The organism is Methyloglobulus morosus KoM1 (assembly GCF_000496735.2).
Classification (GTDB): Bacteria; Pseudomonadota; Gammaproteobacteria; order Methylococcales; family Methylomonadaceae; genus Methyloglobulus; species Methyloglobulus morosus.
Map to the genome: position 1 here is coordinate 72,053 of NZ_AYLO01000100.1, position 20,077 is coordinate 92,129.

At 48.3% G+C, this 20,077-nt stretch carries 17 protein-coding genes; 4 read left to right on the forward strand and 13 right to left on the reverse strand.

All coding sequences use genetic code 11. The features are described from left to right. Positions 1-40: 40 nt before the first annotated feature. Positions 41-466 (reverse strand): protoporphyrinogen oxidase HemJ, encoded by a 426-nt coding sequence (gene hemJ / locus MGMO_RS13300; RefSeq protein WP_023495576.1) that lies wholly within the window; start codon positions 464-466, stop codon positions 41-43. A gap of 870 nt (positions 467-1,336) precedes the next feature. Between hemJ and MGMO_RS13305 the strand changes: the two genes are divergently transcribed. Next, complete coding sequence (locus MGMO_RS13305; protein ID WP_023495577.1) at positions 1,337-2,176, forward strand: quinoprotein dehydrogenase-associated SoxYZ-like carrier; 840 nt, start codon at positions 1,337-1,339, stop codon at positions 2,174-2,176. 79 nt (positions 2,177-2,255) lie between these two features. Here MGMO_RS13305 and MGMO_RS13310 read toward each other — a convergent pair whose 3' ends face one another. Continuing rightward, complete coding sequence (locus MGMO_RS13310; protein WP_023495579.1) at positions 2,256-2,741, reverse strand: CinA family protein; 486 nt, start codon at positions 2,739-2,741, stop codon at positions 2,256-2,258. Positions 2,742-2,776: 35 nt separating this feature from the next. Here MGMO_RS13310 and mutS point away from each other — a divergent pair, with 35 nt between their 5' ends. After that, positions 2,777-5,347 carry a DNA mismatch repair protein MutS gene (gene mutS, locus MGMO_RS13315; protein WP_023495580.1) on the forward strand — a complete coding sequence of 857 codons (2,571 nt, stop codon included), beginning with the start codon at positions 2,777-2,779 and terminating at the stop codon, positions 5,345-5,347. 101 nt (positions 5,348-5,448) lie between these two features. Here the strand turns inward: mutS and MGMO_RS13320 are convergent, their stop codons facing one another. The 10 genes from MGMO_RS13320 to rpsB form a co-directional block, all read right to left on the reverse strand. Then, positions 5,449-6,357 (reverse strand): hypothetical protein, encoded by a 909-nt coding sequence (locus MGMO_RS13320; protein WP_036308020.1) that lies wholly within the window; start codon positions 6,355-6,357, stop codon positions 5,449-5,451. Positions 6,358-6,517: 160 nt separating this feature from the next. Further along, positions 6,518-7,240: a DsbC family protein gene (locus tag MGMO_RS13325; RefSeq protein ID WP_023495582.1), complete on the reverse strand. Its 723-nt coding sequence runs from the start codon at positions 7,238-7,240 to the stop codon at positions 6,518-6,520. Positions 7,241-7,356: 116 nt separating this feature from the next. Next, entirely contained in the window at positions 7,357-8,718 is a 1,362-nt protein-coding gene (gene rseP, locus MGMO_RS13330; RefSeq protein WP_023495583.1) for an RIP metalloprotease RseP, read from the reverse strand. After that, a complete protein-coding gene (gene ispC, locus MGMO_RS13335; protein WP_023495584.1) occupies positions 8,718-9,902 on the reverse strand; it encodes a 1-deoxy-D-xylulose-5-phosphate reductoisomerase in 1,185 nt (394 codons plus the stop codon). The genes rseP and ispC overlap by 1 nt, the downstream gene beginning before the upstream one ends. Continuing rightward, complete coding sequence (locus tag MGMO_RS13340; RefSeq protein WP_023495585.1) at positions 9,899-10,876, reverse strand: phosphatidate cytidylyltransferase; 978 nt, start codon at positions 10,874-10,876, stop codon at positions 9,899-9,901. Before MGMO_RS13340 ends, ispC begins: the two co-directional genes overlap by 4 nt. 19 nt (positions 10,877-10,895) lie before the next feature. Then, on the reverse strand, positions 10,896-11,663 hold the full coding sequence (locus MGMO_RS13345; protein WP_023495586.1) for an isoprenyl transferase: 768 nt from the start codon (positions 11,661-11,663) through the stop codon (positions 10,896-10,898). A gap of 12 nt (positions 11,664-11,675) precedes the next feature. After that, the gene (gene frr / locus MGMO_RS13350) at positions 11,676-12,233 is read right to left on the reverse strand and encodes a ribosome recycling factor (RefSeq protein ID WP_023495587.1); all 558 of its coding nucleotides are present in this window, start codon (positions 12,231-12,233) and stop codon (positions 11,676-11,678) included. A gap of 1 nt (position 12,234) precedes the next feature. Next, entirely contained in the window at positions 12,235-12,957 is a 723-nt protein-coding gene (pyrH, locus tag MGMO_RS13355) for a UMP kinase (RefSeq protein ID WP_023495588.1), read from the reverse strand. Between the two features lie 188 nt (positions 12,958-13,145). Further along, a complete protein-coding gene (gene tsf, locus MGMO_RS13360; RefSeq protein ID WP_023495589.1) occupies positions 13,146-14,033 on the reverse strand; it encodes a translation elongation factor Ts in 888 nt (295 codons plus the stop codon). Positions 14,034-14,135: 102 nt separating this feature from the next. Further along, entirely contained in the window at positions 14,136-14,888 is a 753-nt protein-coding gene (gene rpsB, locus MGMO_RS13365; RefSeq protein WP_023495590.1) for a 30S ribosomal protein S2, read from the reverse strand. 309 nt (positions 14,889-15,197) lie between these two features. On the opposite strand from rpsB, the gene map reads away from it, so the two are divergent. Continuing rightward, a complete protein-coding gene (gene map / locus MGMO_RS13370; protein ID WP_023495591.1) occupies positions 15,198-15,971 on the forward strand; it encodes a type I methionyl aminopeptidase in 774 nt (257 codons plus the stop codon). Beyond that, on the forward strand, positions 15,968-18,637 hold the full coding sequence (gene glnD, locus MGMO_RS13375; RefSeq protein ID WP_023495592.1) for a [protein-PII] uridylyltransferase: 2,670 nt from the start codon (positions 15,968-15,970) through the stop codon (positions 18,635-18,637). Before map ends, glnD begins: the two co-directional genes overlap by 4 nt. Here the strand turns inward: glnD and MGMO_RS13380 are convergent. Beyond that, on the reverse strand, positions 18,630-19,847 hold the full coding sequence (locus tag MGMO_RS13380) for a UbiH/UbiF/VisC/COQ6 family ubiquinone biosynthesis hydroxylase (RefSeq protein ID WP_023495593.1): 1,218 nt from the start codon (positions 19,845-19,847) through the stop codon (positions 18,630-18,632). The two genes, glnD and MGMO_RS13380, sit on opposite strands and share 8 nt — an antisense overlap. Between the last annotated feature and the right edge of the window lie 230 nt (positions 19,848-20,077).

A 20,077-nucleotide genomic window follows, 5' to 3' on the forward strand; every position in this document is an offset into this window, starting at 1 on the left:
CCCTTGATATTCTTACTAAGGGTTCCATATAGATAGTAACTTAAAATGGCTTAACTACCGCCAAAACAACAATCGCAATCAAAAACAACACCGGCACCTCATTCATCCAGCGGTAATAGACATGGCTGTGTTTGTTGCGGTCATATTTAAAATCCAGCAACCATTTTCCGCAGATAACGTGGTAAACGAATAACAAGGCCAGCAAGCCCAGCTTGGCATGGAGCCAGCCGCTGGTTCCGTATACATCCCAGGCATATCCGGCGAGCATCCAGAACCCAAAGGTGAAGGTCAAGACCATACCCGGTGTCATGATGCCGAAATACAGCTTGCGCTCCATCACCTTAAACCGTTCAAGGCTGACTGCATCGTCGCTCATAGCGTGGTACACGAACAAGCGCGGCAAATAAAACAAGCCGGCAAACCAAGTCACCATAAAAATCAAATGTAAGGCTTTTAACCAGGGCATAAGCTTATCCTAATTGATTAGGGTTGTTATCTGCAAGATGAACCCAAACAATAGGATTATAAACCTAGCCCATGTCAAGCTGCTTGCTGATTCTTTGGTGACCCATCACATCCAAGCAAAACCTTGACCCTCGAGCTAAGCGTTGGATAGTTGAAGTTTGCAGTACTTGGCTTAACATGTTTGGGGAAAACCTTATTTCGTTATAAAAGGCGAGAAGCTTTCTTGGCCTTCATGCTGGACGCTTCGGTTATCGCTTTATAGAAAGCCAACCGGAAAAACGTGGGGATACTGTTTTATGGATGAAAACAGGGCGCTATTCAGGCTATTACGCCATAAAATAAAAATATTAGGCAGCATTCGCTGCCTAATAGCGACAAACCCTAGCTACAGGCAACGATAACTTTCGATTTTAACCATGCCCATCCTTTTCGGACGATATTTAAGCTTGGCCCCAACCTACGGTTTGGCATTGCACAATTTCTAGTTTTCTTATCAATCTTCAAAGATTGCATAGCTTAGGTTGCAATCCCCTGGATTTATGTTGCATCAGATTTGAACGACGGTTGCGAAACCATGAAATTGCTGCAAGAACAATTTATGATTTGCGAATCTGAGTATAGAACATGCCTATATTTTGCAAGGTAGATTAGGCAATGAATCGCAAAATTTGTGAACCAGTTCACAAATTTTTTGATTTACCGCAGACGGCTCGGTTTGGATAAAGTGCCTCCGACCCTAATAAACCGCATCTTTATTAGCTTTCATATTGCAAAAATCCGCTGAGTGTAATAACTGAAGCTATGCGACCGAATGCGCTACGCTATTCTTCACTACCTTGTTAAAATAACCCTCAATTTTGGAGGAACTATCATGCTATTTAAAATTAGCCTTACGTCAATCATTCTGGCATTGCTGGTAATGCCGGTATTCTGCCAAGCAGAAACCCAAAATGAAAACGAGTGGAATAACGCCCTAAAAAGTCAGTATTTTTCTGGAAAAACGATAGAAGAATCGAACAATATTATCGAACTGGATGCGCCCATCCGCGCAGAAGACCCTGCCTTGGTGCCGTTAAAGATCAATACCAAAATCAAGCAAACGAACGACAGCTATATCAAAAAAATCCTGGTGCTGGTCGATAAAAACCCCTTCCCTTTCGTCGGCGAGTTTGAGTTCACCCCAGACAGCGGGAAAGCCGACATTGCCATGCGTATCCGCGTCAACACCTACAGTTATATCCGTGCGATTGCCGAAATGAATGACGGTAAACTCTATATGTCCAAGAAATTCGTTAAAGCCAGCGGTGGCTGTTCTGCGCCTGTGGGCACTGATTTAGACGCCGCCATGAAACGCTTGGGTAAAATGAAATTCCGCCTGGATGAAGGCGTTAAGTCCAAAGAACCCACGTTGGTGCAGCTATTGATTAGCCACCCCAACTTAAGCGGTATGCAAATGGATCAAGTCACACGGTTTATCAAAAAATCGCATTTTGTCGAGCAGATGAAAGTCTCTTTTAACGACAAACCGATATTGACGGCAAAAACCGATATCGCGATCAGTTCAGACCCCAACTTCCGATTTTTCTTTATTCCCGAAGGCGCTGGCACATTAAAGACGGAAATCACCGATACCCAATGCGAAAGCCCGACGTCACGGGATGTTTGCAAACAAGGCGATACTTATACGGAAACGTATTCCATTAATCCATGATATTTAAGGCCATGTTAAGCGAATATACCTTGTTTATTGTCGTTGATTTGTTTCTGACTCTTTTTTCAAGCCAGTTTGTTTACTGTGGCCACTCAAAAAATCCTTCGATCGCATTCTTGACCGTCTGCTTTCTAATCTGATGGCGATTTCCCGACAGTTGAAGCCTTTCAACTTTTGCATTCCCGGCTTTGTCCTGCCAAGCGACATAAATCGTTCCCACGGGTTTTTCTTCACTGCCGCCATCAGGCCCCGCTATCCCAGTTACGGCGACAACCCAATCTGCTTCGCTGTTTGCCAACGCACCCGATGCCATTTGTAATGCAATTTCCGCGCTAACTGCGCCAAATTGCGCTAAAGTTTGCGGGTTTACGCCCAGCATTTGCACTTTTGCGCTGTTGCTGTAGGTAACAAAGCCCCGGTCAAACCAAGCGGAACTGCCGGACACTTCGGTAATGGCTTGGGCGATCCAGCCGCCTGTACAGGATTCCGCCGTAGCGATTTTGCAGCCTTTGGCTTTTAGGCTTTGGCCCAATCGTTCAGCCAAATCAAATAAGGTATTATCCATGTGTGGACTCCATGGAGTTCATATAAAATAGGCTTATGAGTATAGAGCAAAAAGCCGCCAATCCGCACACCCCGATGATGCAGCAATTTTTACGTATTAAGGCGGAACACCCTGATACCCTGCTGTTTTACCGTATGGGTGATTTTTACGAGCTGTTTTACGATGATGCCAAAAAAGCCTCGCAGATACTCGATATCACCTTGACTAGCCGAGGACAATCGGCAGGTGTGCCGATTGCAATGGCAGGCATCCCTTACCATGCCGCTGAAAGTTATCTCGCCAAATTATTAAGGCATGGCGAATCAGTGGCGATTTGCGAACAAATCGGTGATCCGGCGACTTCCAAGGGGCCGGTCGAACGCAAGGTCGTGCGTATCGTCACGCCCGGCACGGTCACTGACGAAGCCTTATTGGAAGACCGTAAAGATAACTTGTTGGTTGCCGTATGTAACTTCGACGACAAGTACGGGATAGCCAGCCTGGATGTGGCCAGCGGGCGCTTTGTGTTACAACAAGTCGATACCGAAGACCAGTTAATGAGTGAGCTTGGTCGGCTTAAACCCGCTGAACTGTTGTTCAATGAGGACTGGGTACTGCCTTCAAGCTTGAAACAACACGGCGGCTTATGCAGGCGACCGCCTTGGCATTTTGAACCGGAAAGTGCCCGTTTACTGGTCTTGAAACAATTCAACGCGCTGGACCTGAAAGGTTACGGCTGCGACGACCTACCCACAGCCATCGCCGCCGCTGGTGCGTTGTTGCAGTACATAAAAGATACACAGCAGAGCGCATTGCCGCATATCCAGGGAATCAGTACGGAAAACACCACCGACAGCATCGTGTTGGATGCTGCCAGCCGCCGTAATCTGGAGCTGGATTTTCACCCGACGGGACAAGCGGAATTTACCTTATTGGGCGTACTGGACAAAACCGCAACCGCAATGGGTAGCCGTTGCTTAAGGCGTTGGCTTAACCGTCCGTTGCGCGACCATCAAGCCCTCAAACACCGTTATGCCTGTATCGCCAGCCTACTCGAAGGCAAGTTGTATAAGGACGTACAAACTGTCTTGCGGCAAGTGGGCGATATTGAGCGAATCAGCTCGCGGATTGCCCTGAAATCCGCTAGGCCACGCGATTTGCTGGTGTTACGTAATACCTTAGCCGTATTGCCTGACTTGCAGAGTTTACTCACCCCTATTGATAACCCTCATCTCAATCTATTGCTAGGGCACATAGGTGAACACCCTGCCCTGTTGTCCTTATTGCAGCAAGCGATCGTCGAAAATCCGCCTGTCTTGATCCGAGATGGCGGCGTGATGGCGGCAGGTTACAACCAGGAACTGGATGAGCTCAGGAACTTGAGCCAGAATGCCGACCAATACCTGCTGGATATGGAAAGTAGGGAAAGGCTGGCGACAGGCATAAACACGCTTAAGGTCAACTACAATCGCGTGCATGGCTACTATATCGAGATTTCCCACACTCACGCCGATAAAATCCCGGCCCATTATTCCCGCAAGCAAACCTTGAAGGGTGCGGAACGCTATATCACCGAGGAACTGAAAGTTTTTGAAGACAAAGTCCTTAGCGCACGGGAAAAATCGCTCGCTTTCGAGAAAGCCTTGTACGACGAGCTATTGGGCCGGATTGGATTAGACTTGCTGCCTTTGCAGCAGTGCGCCACCGCCCTGGCGGAACTGGACGCACTGGCCAACTTTACCGAGCGTTCATATACGCTGAACCTCTCGCAACCCACGCTCACATCGGACAGGCCGGGCATCCATATCGAAGGCGGACGGCATCTGGTGGTTGAACAGGTGTCGGACACGCCTTTTATCGCCAATGACTTGTCCCTGTCCAACAAACGCCGGATGCTGGTGATTACCGGCCCGAACATGGGCGGTAAATCGACGTATATGCGCCAAGCCGCATTGATCGTCCTGATCGCACATATTGGCTGTTACGTACCCGCCAAAAACCTGATTTGCGGTTCTATCGACAAGATTTTTACCCGTATCGGCGCATCGGACGACCTGGCAAGCGGACGCTCGACCTTCATGGTGGAGATGTCCGAAACCGCCAATATCCTGCACAACGCCACATCCAACAGCCTTATCCTGATGGACGAAATCGGCCGAGGCACCAGTACCTTCGATGGCTTGTCTTTAGCCTGGGCGTGCGCCGATTATCTCGCCAAAGAAACCAAGGCCTTTACCTTGTTCTCCACACATTATTTTGAACTGACGACCTTGGCCGACGAGCAAAAAACGATTGCCAACGTCCATCTGGACGCGATGGAACATGGCGACAAGATCATCTTCCTCCATGCCGTCAAGGACGGCCCCGCCAACCAAAGCTACGGCTTGCAAGTCGCTTCCTTGGCGGGCGTGCCACGCTCGGTAATCGAGAAAGCCAAAACCAAGCTGCGTCACCTGGAAGACAAGGCGTATAGCGAGCAGCAAGCGGAATCGGGCACCAACCAACTGGATTTGTTCGCCAACCAGGGCAGCCATCCGGCTATCAGCTTGCTTGAGGATGTTAATCCTGATGACTTGAGCCCTAAACAGGCTTTGGAGTTGGTTTATAAGCTTAGGGGGTTGGTGTAGGGTGCGTTTTACGCACCAAACCGGCGTTTGATATAAAATTACGGCAATACATTTATCGTTTTTTAGTGCATGGAATGCACACTACCCGACTTGAATAAAAATCAATTTCTATATGGCGGAAGCGAAAAGTTATCCCCCACGAGCGCAATAGTTTTTTCGTTATCCACCATGCTTCTGGGCAATTTTGCAAATTTTTCAATCAACGGTGAAATCTCATCCCATCGTTTGTGACGGTGGTGAGTGAAGCGTAGCTCCATGTTGGCTTGGGCAAACTCGGCCACTATACTGAATTCGACACCTCCACTTTGTGAGTTCTCGGAAGCCTTCACGTACGCCAACTCTAAGGGCATCAGGATATTCATCAGCTTTCCACAATGCAGATGGGTTGTCGGGTTTTCAAAATTTGGGTCTGGCGTCTGCGTGTCATTCAGCATAGCCAGTTTTCCAACGGCATCTGTCAATCTAGCTGCGACATAAGGATGTGTTTGAGACCCTCCGAAGTCATTGACAGTAGTTCCGTCAATCATCATCCGTAGAGTCCAGTACAGATTCATCAAGACAACGCGCTTCAAAAGCAGCGGATTACAAGTTGGATTTTGAGACTGAACGTAGCGATAGAGCGAGGCAACAGAACACAAATCTGCGTCATACTCTAGAGCGTGTTTCGTTGATACCTCATTGCCAAAATGCTTTTCGACGAGTGTATGCCTACGCAAAAAGTGAAAAAGCTCATGAGCGTATGCCCACATCACACCCATCTTGGCAATGCTAAATTTTCCAAATGGTTGAGGAGTTGCGGGTGAATGCTTGATGGTCGATGCTCGAGCATCGACCATCAAGCATTGATCTAGAAGACCATCTGGGGCTGGATATATTGTCCCAATCAATTTCGCTAACGGTTCCAGTCGCTCCAACAAAACAGCATATCTCGTTCGTTGATTCTTGTTCTCTATAGAATTCAAGAACTCGACTGGAGGTAGAGGCCTACGTTCGTTGTCTGGATCTGGCATCAACATAGCCGGCCCTCCCCGGTGTGTCATGCAGAAACAGAACTGCAATCGATTGTTGCTTTAAAACTCAAAAGCTAGTAGGTTCGGTTAGTTAACCCAACCCCACACTTACTATAGGGCAAACGCCGGGTTTCGTACCTCAACCCAGCCTACAAATCCCTTATTGGGAAGTTTTCTCGCCTTGCAAAGCCTGAACCAATTCCTTGGCCGGCAAATAACCCGGATAAATATTGCCATGCTCGGTGACGATCATGGGTGTGCCTTTTACGTCGAATTCGTTAGCCAATTGCATGTGCTTATCGACGGGGTTGTCGCAGGTTTTACGTTCCAGTTTCTGGTCTTTTTTTGCCGCCGTTAACGCCGCATTGCGGTCTTTAGCGCACCAGACCGAGACGGCCTTGTCGTAGGAATCCGACCCCTTGCCTGCCCTGGGGAAAAACAGGTATTGGATGGTGATGCCTTCCGCCAGGTATTGGTCGATTTCGGAATGCAGCTTACGGCAATAGCCGCAATCGATGTCCGTGAAAACATAAACCTTGTACTTGCCTATCTTGGGCTTGAACACGATCATGTTGTCCGTGCCGATTTTATCCAGCGCTGCCTTACGGGTCGCGCCCAGCCTTTGTTCGGTCAAGTCAATGCGGTTTGCGACATCAATCAAACGCCCTTGCAGCAAGTATCTGCCATCTTCAGAAGCGTAGTAAATGCTTGAACCCAACACGACTTCATAAACCCCTTTGACTTCAGAAGGCTTGATGGATTCGATTTTTGCGGTCGGCATGGATTTTCCCAATGCCTGCTTAATCGCCGCTTCATCTGCATTGGCGAAAGGCAAGAACAAGGCAAACAGCAACAGTCCGGCGATCTGGGTGGTTATTTTCATGGGTTTCTCAGGTGAAAAGTGAAATGATTCGAGGGTAGGAGTGATTGACCTAAAATTCGTTCATATCTGACAATAATTTTTTGTGGCCTTCAGTCTAAAAGACCAAAATAAGCCCATTAATCGAACAGGCGCTGCACATCGACAACCATTGCCGTAGCCATCAGCAACAACAACAATGCCATGCCTATCTGTTGGAAAAATAGCTGCGCTTTTTCCGGAACCGGGCTGCCTTTGATCGCCTCAACCCCGAAAAACAGGAGATGCCCGCCATCAAGCACGGGTATCGGCAATAAATTGAGTATGCCTAAGCTCACGCTGACTAATGCCATGAATTTGATGAAATGGACCATTCCCATGCTGGCTGACTGTCCCGCAATTTGGGCAATACTGATAGGCCCGCTTAAATTTTTGACGGAGGCCTTGCCGACGAGCATTTTGCCCATCATTTTCAAGGTCATAATGGAATAATCATAGGTGGTCTTAAACGCTACCGGAATGGCTTCTAGCGGCGGCAATGAATATTCAGCCGTCATGGATTTCATCAAACCCTCAGGCATAAGTACGGAAGCGCCAATTTTGCCTTCCGTTCCCTCACCGACCTGCTCGCTTTTGGGGGTTATCGGCAGTGTCAATCGCATTCCTTGGCGATCAATCGTCAAATTAATGGTAATGTCGGGACGCTTTTTAACGTAGTCTACCCATTGCATCCAATCGGCAATGGCTTTTCCATCCGCACTGATAATTAAATCGTCTTTTTTCAAGCCTGCCGCCAATGCTGCGCCATTAGGAAGCACCTCATTGATGATCGGTTGCAATTTGGGTGACCAAGGTTTAAAACCTAAGCGGTCATAGAGTTTCTCTGAATCTTGTACGTCGCTTTCAGTAAATTTGAGCATTCTATCGTTTTGCTCATCGGCGAGATTCTTCGTCTTGACCTTGATGATTGGCTCGCCATCCATGGCGGAAGCAATTATCATACTCATTGCCTCCGTCCAGGTCTTGGAAGGCTTGTCACCGACGGAGATGATTTCTTCACCTTCAACAAAACCTGCGGTTGCCGCGAGTGTGCCCTGTTTTACTTCGCCCAGTATGGGCCTCAAGCCTGTTTCGCCCAACACTAACACACTCCAAAACAAGGCGATTGCCAACATAATATTAAACGCTGGACCCGCCACAACTATCGCCGTCCTAACCCAAAGCGGTTGACGGTTAAAGGCGAACGGCAGGTCTTCCGGCTTGACTTCGCCCTCGCGTTCATCCACCATCTTGACGTAACCGCCCAAGGGAATTGCCGACAAGACGTATTCGGTATCGTCTGGATTTTTCTGGCGCGACCACAATACCTTGCCAAAACCTACCGAAAATCTAAGGACTTTAACCCCCGTTTTGCGTGCAACCCAGAAGTGCCCGAATTCATGGAATGAAATCAGGATGCCGATGGCGACGACGAAAAAAAACAGGGTGTGCAACATTTCCATTAGTTAAGCCTATCAGCAATTATCTGTTTGGCAACTGTCCTGGCTTGTTGGTCGTGATCCAGGATAACCGCCAAGGTGTCTGCCACGGCGACGGCTATAGCGTCCATACACTGTTCGATAATCACGGGAATATCGGTAAATTTTACACGGCGGTCCAAGAAGGCTTCGACTGCAATTTCGTTAGCGGCATTCAGCACGGTCGGCATCGTCCCGCCCGCATGGATGGCCTTATAAGCAAGGCGTAAGCAGGGAAAACGCTGGAGGTTCGGTTCTTCAAAATCCATCCTGCGGACATCAAAGATATTGAGCGGTTTGGCTCCCGAGTCAAACCGTTCCGGCCACGCCATCGCATGGGCGATGGGTATTCGCATATCGGGATTGCCCATTTGCGCCAACACCGTACCATCGACATAATCGACCATCGAATGGATGACGCTTTGCGGATGGATAACGACCTGTATCTGCTCGGGCGACATGTTGAACAACAGGCAGGCTTCAATCATTTCCAGGCCCTTGTTCATCATGGTGGCCGAATCCACGGAGATTTTTTTGCCCATGTCCCAATTGGGGTGGGCGACCGCTTGTTCTGGTGTAACATCAGCCATCTTCTCAATAGGCATTTCGCGGAACGGCCCACCCGACGCAGTCAACAGGATGCGCCTGACCTGCTTGCCGTCCGTACCCGTCTTATAATGGGCGGGCATGCATTGGAAAATGGCATTGTGTTCGCTATCAATCGGCAGCAAATGTGCGCCCGATGCGGTGACTGCGTCCATGAAAATGTCCCCAGACATGACCAGGGCTTCCTTGTTGGCAAGCAACACGGTTTTTCCGGCTTTTGCGGCGGCAAGGCTAGGCAACAAGCCTGCCGCGCCAACGATTGCTGCCATCACCGAGTCCACTTCATCCAGGGTGGCTACTATTTCCAGAGCTTCCGCACCGGTCAGAACCTTAATGTCGGATACTTGAGAATGGCTGATTTTCTGTTGGAATTCTTGGGATTTGCTTTCGTTTACGACAACAACATACTGGGGATGGTGCGCCAAGCATTGCTGAAATAAGACATCAATATTGGAATTTGCGGTCAAGGCAATGACTTTATAAAGGTGTGGATGCCGCGCCGCGACATCCAAGGTGCTTACCCCAATTGAGCCTGTTGCGCCCAAAATGCATAAGCCTTTCATCCGGCAACACCAGTCGCCTGGGCATCTTCGATTATCCTGTAAATCAGAAAGATACCTGCGTAGAAAAAAGGCGTTGCGGCTATCATACTGTCTATGCGGTCAAGGAGTCCGCCATGCCCAGGCAGTATGGAACCGCTTTCCTTGACTCCGCTTTGGCGTTTGACGACGCTGAAGAACAAGTCGCCATAAATAGAAATCAATACGGTCAATACCGACAGCAAAATAAAGTCCGATGCGTTCATGAGCGGAAATCCATATAAAAGGCTCACCAGCACACCACAAACAATCGCTGAAGCCAATGCACCGTAAAATCCTGCCATCGTTTTGCCTGGGCTGATCTCCGGCGCGAGCTTCGTCTTGCCATACATTTTCCCGACAAAGAACGCGGATATATCTGCCACCCAGATTAGGATCAAGAAATACATCGCCATTTCAGGCCCATAAAGCACCCTGAGACGCACCAAAAACATCCACGCCGCCAATAAGACGAACCAGCCCATCCATGCTTTTTGCCGTGGTTTCAGTTCCAGATTCAATACGCCTGTCGGGGAGTGTTTGATCAACACCATAACCAGCACCCAAAAAATAACCGGCAGGATAACCAACCATTCCAACACGCCCGAATACAACCTAACATCAGGTATATTCAAGTATTCCATAAATGAACTGATGGATATCCAACCCACTTTCTTGGCGTGTTGGTACAAGTCTTGTTGCGCTGTTTCTATCACATATTGCAGGCCTTCCAAGAATTGCGTCCAAAACTGTATCCATAGCATGGGTAAAAGAAGGCCCAATAAGAATAAATATTTTCGGGATGGCGCATTGATGCCGATAAGATGAGTCCATTCCCATGCGGCCACCAGGATAATCAGCCCTAAAATTAAAGAAAAATAATCGCCGGGCAATTTAAAAACTGCCGTCACCACCAAGGCCGCTAAGATGGTGGCCGTAATTACGCGTTGTTGTAACATTTTTGTTATTGTCTTAAAGTTAAAGTGAAGCCGATTTGTTGAGTATTTGCTCGCCAGTATACCCAAAGCGCCGTTGTCGGCCTTTGAAACTGTTGATAGCATCGTCCAATGAGTCCTGGTCAAAGTCTGGCCAGAGTGTCGTCGTAAAATAAAGTTCGGTATAAGCCAGTTGCCATAACAAAAAATTGCTGACCCGTTCTTCACCACCCGTCCTGATAAAAAGGTCGGGGTCTGGTAAACCTGCTGTCGATAAATGTTCCTGGATAAGCTCTGGACTGATAACTTGCCGGCTTAATCCGTCCGTAGCCATTTTATCGATAACTTTTTGGAACGCTTGGCATATATCCCAATGTCCACCGTAATTAGCGGCTATGACCAGGGTTAAGGCTTTATTGTCTTTAGTTTGCTCTTCCCCCACTCGCATCTTATCTTGCAAGACATCGGGGAAAGCCGTCCTGTCGCCGATAAAGCGTAAGCGCACACCATTTTTATCCAGCGTATCGATTTCCCTTTGCAGGGTTTCGACAAACAACGACATCAATAAGGAAACTTCCTCTTTAGGTCGCCGCCAATTCTCGCTACTAAAAGCGAACAAAGTCAGCACTTCAACACCTAAATTCCCTGCGTGTTCAACGATCTTCCTGACCGCCTTGACACCCGCTTGATGACCGAAAGCACGTGGCATAAACCGTTTTTCAGCCCAACGCCCATTCCCATCCATGATAATCGCGATGTGGCGCGGAATACCGTTTTCGCTTACCATAATATCGTTGTCACCAGTAGCCATAGGGATTCCTTGCTAAATTGACAATAGGTCGGCTTCTTTAGTTTCCAGCAATTTTTCGACTTCTTTAATGTACTGATCAGTTATCTTCTGAATTTTTTCTTCTGCACTATGCGCTTCATCTTCGGAAATTAACTTTTCTTTCAGTGCTTCCTTAATTTCCGCATTGGCATCGCGGCGAATATTCCGAATGGCGACCCGACCATTTTCGGCTTCATTTTTGACAACTTTGACCAAACTACGGCGGCGTTCTTCCGTAAGCGAAGGCAATGGAATACGGATCACCATGCCATTAGTGGCAGGATTCAAGCCCAGGTCGGACTTCAAAATGGCTTTTTCGATGACCTGAACCATCGCTTTTTCCCATGGTGTAATAGTCAAGGTCCGAGCATCTTCCACAGCGATATTGGCAACCTGCGACAAGGAGGATTCATTACCGTAATAAGAAACGGTGATTTGGTCCAGCAGGCTGGGATGCGCGCGCCCTGTCCTGATCTTGGAGAATTCGTGTTTCAGGGATTCGATACTTTTGCCCATGCGGGTAGCTGCACCTTGTTGAATATCGCTAATCATGTTACGTTCCTCGCTCAATAAGGGAGCCGATTTCTTCGCCCAGCATCAATCTTTTAATGGCCCCTTGTTCAAATATGTTCATTACCCTCATGGGGACGTTGTTATCCCGGCATAATACCAGCGCGGTCGTATCCATGACATTCAGGCGTTGGTCCAAGGCTTCGTCATAAGTTAAGCGCGGATAAAAAATCGCATCCTTGGCTTTTTCAGGATCGGCAGAATACACGCCTTTAACTTTAGTGGCTTTAATCATCAATTCTGCATTGATCTCAATTGCCCGAAGACTGGCGGCGGAATCAGTGGTGAAAAACGGGTTTCCCGTCCCCGCCGCAAATACGACCACCCGACCTTTCTCCAAATGCCTGACGGCACGGCGACGGATATAGTCTTCACAAACTTGGTTGATTTTCAAGGCGGACATCACCCTGACTGGCTGCCCCAACTTTTCCAGCGCATCCTGCATTGCCAAAGCATTGATGACCGTCGCCAACATGCCCATCTGGTCGCCTGTCACCCGATCTAAGCCTTCCGCCGCTTTTTGGGCGCCACGCAAAATATTGCCGCCCCCAATGACCAAACCCACCTGAATGCCCATGCCGCATAATTCGATGATTTCCGTTGCTAATCTTTTGAGGATGTCAGCATCAATGCTGCCTCCGGCATCGCTCATTAAAGCTTCACCGCTCAATTTCAGCAATATTCTTTGGCAAATTGTGTTGGTCATAGTGGATTAATTTTTGTTTGTCCTGGGCTTAACTTAAAGGATACTGGCATAAGCTCTGAGACAAGTACCACTCGGTAAGCCCGACGAACGGGCCTGTAGATCCGTCCGTATTGAGCTCGCTGATTCCGCCGTGGCAAACCTATCTAACCACGAACGAAAACAGCTAGTTCAAAGCTTCATTGCTAATACTAGCTGCCCCTTACCTGCGCCATCACTTCTTCGGCAAAGTTTTCTTCTTTCTTTTCTATGCCTTCGCCAACTTCAAAGCGGGTAAAGCGCACGACGCCATTATTTTTAGATGCCGCCAATTTGCCCACAGTCAACTTATCATCCTTAATGAATGACTGGCCTAGCAATGTAACTTCGGCAAAAAACTTGCTGATGCGACCGGTCACCATTTTTTCGATAATATCGGCGGGCTTGCCGCTTTCAGCCGCTTGCGCCCGGAAAATGTCTTTTTCCTTTTCGATGGTTTCCGCAGAAACTTGGTCTTCGGACACACAGATCGGCTTGCTTGCAGCGATGTGCATGGCGATGTCTTTGCCTAGTTCAGGATTGGCTGCTGTCAATTCGACTATCACCCCTATCCTGCTGCCATGTAAGTAACAGGCGGTGCCGCCTGTTTCAGTCTGGTATTTTTGGAAACGTCGAACGGCAATGTTTTCACCTAACTTGGCAATCAAATTCCTGCGCAATTCGTCGACCGTTTGCCCGTCACCCAGCTTCATAACCAGCAATTCTTCGTCATTTGTAACGGTTTCGGCCAATAACGATGTGCTGATACTGTTGACGAATCTCACGAAATCATCAGCTTTAGCAACGAAATCTGTTTCGCAATTGACATCCACCATAGCGACGGTTTTGCCATCTGCACTCACCTTAACGCCAATAATGCCTTCTGCTGCAATACGGCCTGATTTTTTGTCCGCCTTGGCAAGGCCGGATTTACGCATGTTCTCAATAGCCAATTCCATATCGCCATTGGCTTCCACCAAGGCTTTCTTGCATTCCATCATGCCAGAACTTGTGCGCTCACGCAGTTCCTTGACCATTGCCGCGCTAATTGTTTCGCTCATACTCTAATCTCTTGTGTGTTTACTCTATAAAAACGCCCCCATTAAGGAGGCGCTTATCGACCAATGTCAGTGCCTGCGCCGATAGAGGCGGGCTAAACTAGCCTAGTCGGCTTGTGATTCTATTGCGGTTTCTTCAACAAAATCATCCGCCTTTGCGGACATGCCCAAAGCAGCAGATTTGGCATCAATGACCGCCGCCGCAACGCCTTCACAATAGAGCTTTACTGCCCTTATCGAATCATCGTTGCCGGGTATGATGTAATCAACATTTTCTGGTGAGTTGTTGGAGTCAACAACACCGACCACGGGAATACCCAGCTTTTTGGCTTCCCCAATGGCATTTTTTTCGTATCCGACATCCATTACGAAAATCACATCAGGAACGCCTTTCATGTCTTTAATGCCGCCCAAGCTTCGTTCCAGCTTTTCGAGTTCACGTTCCATACCCAATGCTTCTTTTTTGCCGAAACGTTGGTATAACGTGCCATCCGTTTTCATGGCTTCCAGCTCTTTTAGGCGAGAAACCGATTTTTTGATGGTCTTAAAATTGGTCAACATGCCGCCTAACCAGCGATGATTGACATAAGGCATCCCGCAACGCAAGGCTTCTTCCGCAACGGCCTTACGTGCCGATTTCTTTGTGCCCACAAACAGTACGGTGCCTTTGTTTGCTGCCATCTGACCCAAATAGTTCATCGCGTCATTGTACATGGGAAGCGTTTTTTCCAAATTAATGATATGGATCTTGTTACGGGAACCGAACAGGTAATTAGCCATTTTGGGATTCCAATAACGGGTCTGGTGTCCAAAGTGGACGCCCGCTTCTAGCATTTGACGCATGGTTACTGCCGACATTCATTACTCCTAAAGATTGTATTTCCGAAACCTATGTTTCGGGTTGGGTTAAGCCTCCGCTTATCCCGCCTGGTAACCAGCCTTAAGTTTTAAAAGCCAGCACCCTACCAAGCGTGACGATAGGCGTGAGTATTTGTTGTGTAAATCAACTCGTCTTTATACCATAATCAGCTTTTTACAACAAGCCGAAGTCTGTTAAACTCATGAGATTATTGGCACAAGGATCAGGGTGCGAGGTTCAAAACTGTGTGTTTTTTTGCCTCAGCCCCTTATCTTTGCACCCCGATCCTTGTACATTGAACCCGTTCCATGCCTATTATCATCAAAACCGAAATTGAAATTGAAAAAATGCGGATTGCCGGGAAACTGGCCGCCGACGTATTGGAAATGATCGAGCCGCATGTTAGGCCGGGAATCACCACGGAGGAGCTGAACAGCATCTGCCATGACTATATCGTGAACGTCCAAGGGACAATACCAGCCCCCCTCAACTATCGCGGCTTCCCCAAATCCATCTGCACATCCGTTAACCATACCGTATGCCACGGCATTCCCAGCGATAAAAAACTTAAATCCGGCGATATTGTAAATATTGACATCACTATCATAAAAGATGGCTATCATGGCGACACCAGTAAAATGTTCTGTGTCGGTGAAGTCGGCCCCCATGCAAAGCGCCTCATTAAAATCACCCAAGAAGCCATGTATCTGGGCATTCAGCAAATCAAACATGGCGCGACATTGGGCGACATCGGCCACGCCATACAAAAATTTGCCGAAAGCAACCGCTATTCCGTGGTCAGGGAGTTTTGCGGGCACGGCATAGGCAAAAACTTCCATGAAGACCCACACGTCCTGCATTTCGGAAAGGCTGGTGAGGGCGAAGCCCTTGAAGCAGGTATGATCATTACCGTTGAACCCATGCTCAACCAAGGTAAACGGCACGTCAAAGTGCTGTCAGACGGTTGGACGGCAGTCACCAAAGACCACAGCCTGTCAGCACAATGGGAACATACGGTGCTGGTCACTGAAAATGGTTACGAAATCCTTACCTTGCGCCAGGAAGAACAGGGCTTGGCATGAGCAAACCGACCACTGACGCTTGGTTTTCAATCAAGACAAAAGTGCAGGAATTCAAGCAGCTTATCAAACAAAAAGACCTTGATCTGCAACAAAAATTTGATCCGCACCAATCCGTCAAAGACCTGCTCAATGATAATTCCGATTTTATCGACGGGATACTGGCCGCAAGTTGGCGGCATTTTCTCGGCAACCACGCTGAAAACCTCTGCCTAATTGCCGTTGGCGGTTACGGGAGGCGGGAGCTATTCCCACATTCTGATATCGATCTTGTCATTCTTTTGGATAGCGGAAATGTTTCCGAGTATCAAGAAATCCTGACAAATTTCCTGACGTTTCTTTGGGATATAGGCCTTAAACCAGGGCAAAGCGTACGCTCGGTCGAACAAACGGTATTGGAAGCCCAATCCGACCAGACTATCATGACCAGCATCATGGAAAACCGCCTGATTATTGGTAGTGCCGCACTTTACCAAAAACTGAAGGATGAAATAACACCCGACAAAATCTGGCCTTCCGACCAGTTTTTTGCGGCAAAGATGCAGGAACAACAACTACGCCACGCCAAATACCACAACACGGCCTACAACCTGGAGCCCAATATCAAAGAAGGCCCTGGCGGATTACGTGACATGCAAGTCATCACCTGGGTGTTCAAGCGGCACTACAATTCCAAGACCTTGCGGGAATTGATCCAATACGGTTTTTTGCCGGAGTCCGAATACAATCAACTCATCGCCGCCCTGCACGTCTTGTGGCGAATACGCTTTGCCCTGCATCTTCTGACCGGGCGCAGTGAAGATCGGCTGATTTTCGATTACCAGCGCGACCTGGCCCGCCAATTCGGCTTCAGCGCGGGAAATCCGCTGTATAACGAAGATGTCGAGCAATTCATGCAGTTTTATTTCAAGACCATCCTTGAACTGCAAAGACTTAACGAAATGTTGTTGCAGTTGTTCAACGAACGCTTTGTCATTGGCGATAATAGCAAGGAGGAAGCAGAACCGCTCAACCATCATTTTGTCGTCATCAACCAGCACATCGAGGCCATAGACAACAAGGTTTTTGAACGCCAACCCTTGGCCCTGCTTGAGATTTTTCTAATCCTCCAAAAAAATACAACCCTAAAAGGGATCCGGGCCACGACCATCCGACTTATCCGAAAAAACCTGTACCTTATTGACGATTCATTTCGGACAAACAAGGCGGCAAACCACTTGTTTATGGAGATTTTCCGGCAACCGCACGGTATCACCACGCAATTGAGGCGGATGAACCGTTACGGCGTATTAGCGGCCTACCTGCCCAGCTTTGCCAATATCGTTGCCCGCATGCAGTACGACCTGTTCCATATTTACACGGTGGATGAGCATACGCTGTTCGTTATCCGTAACCTACGCCGCTTCTCGCTTGAAAAGCACCAGCACGAATTGCCTTTTTGTAGCGACGTGTTTACTTTAATCAATAAGCAGGAAATCTTATTTATTTCGGCGCTATTCCATGACATAGCCAAAGGGCTGAAAGGTGATCATTCCGCAATAGGCGAGGAAATCGCCAAAGGCTTCTGTAAGCAACACGATTTTTCCGCGCATGACACAAAGCTCGTCACCTGGCTGGTACGCAATCATCTGGCAATGTCGATGACCGCACAACGTAAAGACATCAGCGACCCGGACATAATCCACGAATTTGCCCAAAAGGTTGGCAGCATCGAATACCTTAACCATATCTATCTGCTGACCGTTGCGGACATCAGGGCGACTAACCCGGAACTTTGGAACGCCTGGAAAGATTCGCTGCTTAAGGAGCTTTACTCGGCAACGCACAGCGCATTACGCAAAGGGTTACAAAACCCGCTCGCCCTGAAAGACCGAAGCCTGGAGCACAAAAAAGAAGCGACTGATGAACTTATTGCACAAGGGTTCACCGAACCCGAGCTCGAAAAAATATGGCAACATCATGTAAGCGGCGACTATTTCTTGCGTTATTCCACCGATGAAATAGTTTGGCAAACGTCCGCCATAGCAAAGGCTAGCGAAACCGATTTACCTTTAGTTATCCTGCGCTCGCAAACCCGCCGAGGTAGTGCGGAAATCTTTGTTTATGCCAAGAATGTGGGGGCCATATTTTCCCTAAGCACGGCGACCCTGGATCAATTGGGGTTGACCATCCTGGATGCACGAATCATGACCACTAACGACAATTACGTCCTCAACACCTTCCAAGTGCTTGAACAATCAGGGGAACCCATCAACGACAAATATCGCGTCACCCATATCTGCAATGCCTTACGCAACAACTTATTGCACCAGACAGTGAAAGAACACCGCAATATCCACCGTCTTTCCAGGCAAGCCAAGCACTTTCCTATCCCCACCCACATCAAGTTCCATCCCGATCCTTTGAACAAACAGACTATCCTTGAGCTTATTACAACCGACAGGTCAGGGCTACTCTCCCAAGTCGGCAGGGTTTTTAACAAGAACGACATCAACCTGCATAGCGCAAGAATAACTACGATAGGAAGCCGGGTCGAAGATATGTTCCATATTACTGACTTACAATCGCAACCCCTCTCTGACCCCGACAGACAAGAACGACTGCGGGATGAACTCATCTATGTTTTGGATAACATAAAGCCAAAAAAAACAACGTATGCGGTCAAATAATCGGCGTCCCTTTCGCCAGCTTGGGGAGTTTGCCTTCCAACCCCATCGCCATCCGCATCATCTTATGCTTTGCCGGCAAAACCCGTTCCGCCAGCCCCAACCCCAGATTCCTTAAAAATTTCACGGGCAAGACTTCGTTGCTGAAAACCTGATAGAACACATCCATAACCGTCATCATTTTCAGGTTCTCGTTGCGGCGCATTTTTTCGTACTGCCTTAACACCTTTAGGTCACTGGGATCAACACCCTGCTTGACGGCATCGACCAACACTTCGCCCAAAGCGGCGGCATCCAGCAGCCCAATATTAACCCCTTGCCCCGCCAAAGGGTTAATCATATGAGCGGCATCCCCCACCAACACCAAGCCGGGCTTGACGTAAGCTTGCGCGTGTTGGCGCTTTAAGGGGAAACTTGCCGTCGCCAATACGGTTTTTACTTGTCCCAACGCTTCTGGAAATGCCGCCATTAATTCATTTTTCAGATCGTTGAGCGGCAACGCTTTCAACCGGCTCACTTCATCCGGCGAGTGGTACCAGACGATTGAGCCATAATGCCCAGTCAATGGCAAGAAAGCCTGCGGCCCCGTCGGCACAAACCGTTGCCAGGTAATATCTTGCTGGCCGTATTCCGTCTCAATGTAAATCACCAGGGCATGTTGCTTATAATCCCAACTGGTCACCCCCAAACCGACCGCCTGCCTGACGCGGGATTGCCCGCCATCTGCGGCAACCAGGATTTTTGTCGATAGCACGCGACCATCATCCAAAGTCAGTTCTGATGGTTGACCTATTGAATAACGTATCTTATTGATGACAGCCGGAGAAATCAGGGTGATGTTGTCAAAATCAGCCAAACGCTCAAGCAAAGCCAATTGAATTACCCTGTTTTCTACGATGTAACCCAGTTGCGGATAGTTAATGTCATCGCTGCAAAATTCGGTATCCCCTGCTGCTTCCCACACGCGCATCCGGCGGAATGGGCAAACCCTACGACTTTCTATGCCTTGCCAAGCCCCGACCGTTTCAAGTATTTTTTTGGACGCAATACTCAATGCGGAAACGCGTAGATCATGGGGTTGGTCCGGTGAAAAGGGCGGCGGCGGCGCATTCTCAATCACTGCCACTTGCAGCGAACTGCCGCCCAAGCTACAAGCCACCGCAGCACCCACCATGCCGCCACCGACAATGACTACATCAAATATTTGGTTCATGATTTACAGATAACAGGGCTTAATGTAAATATTAATTGGGCTAAAGATATCACAGAACTGTCTTCAAGAATAAAAGCGCTTTCCCAGTACCTATACCGCATAAGTCATGGAGACTACATACAACAAAAGACTGCGTGACAAAAATCCATGAAATCTGTACAATTTAGTGGTTTTGCCGCATATTGCCCTTTGGAAAAACTACCAAAATGGTTTGCAGCACAAGGGTTTAC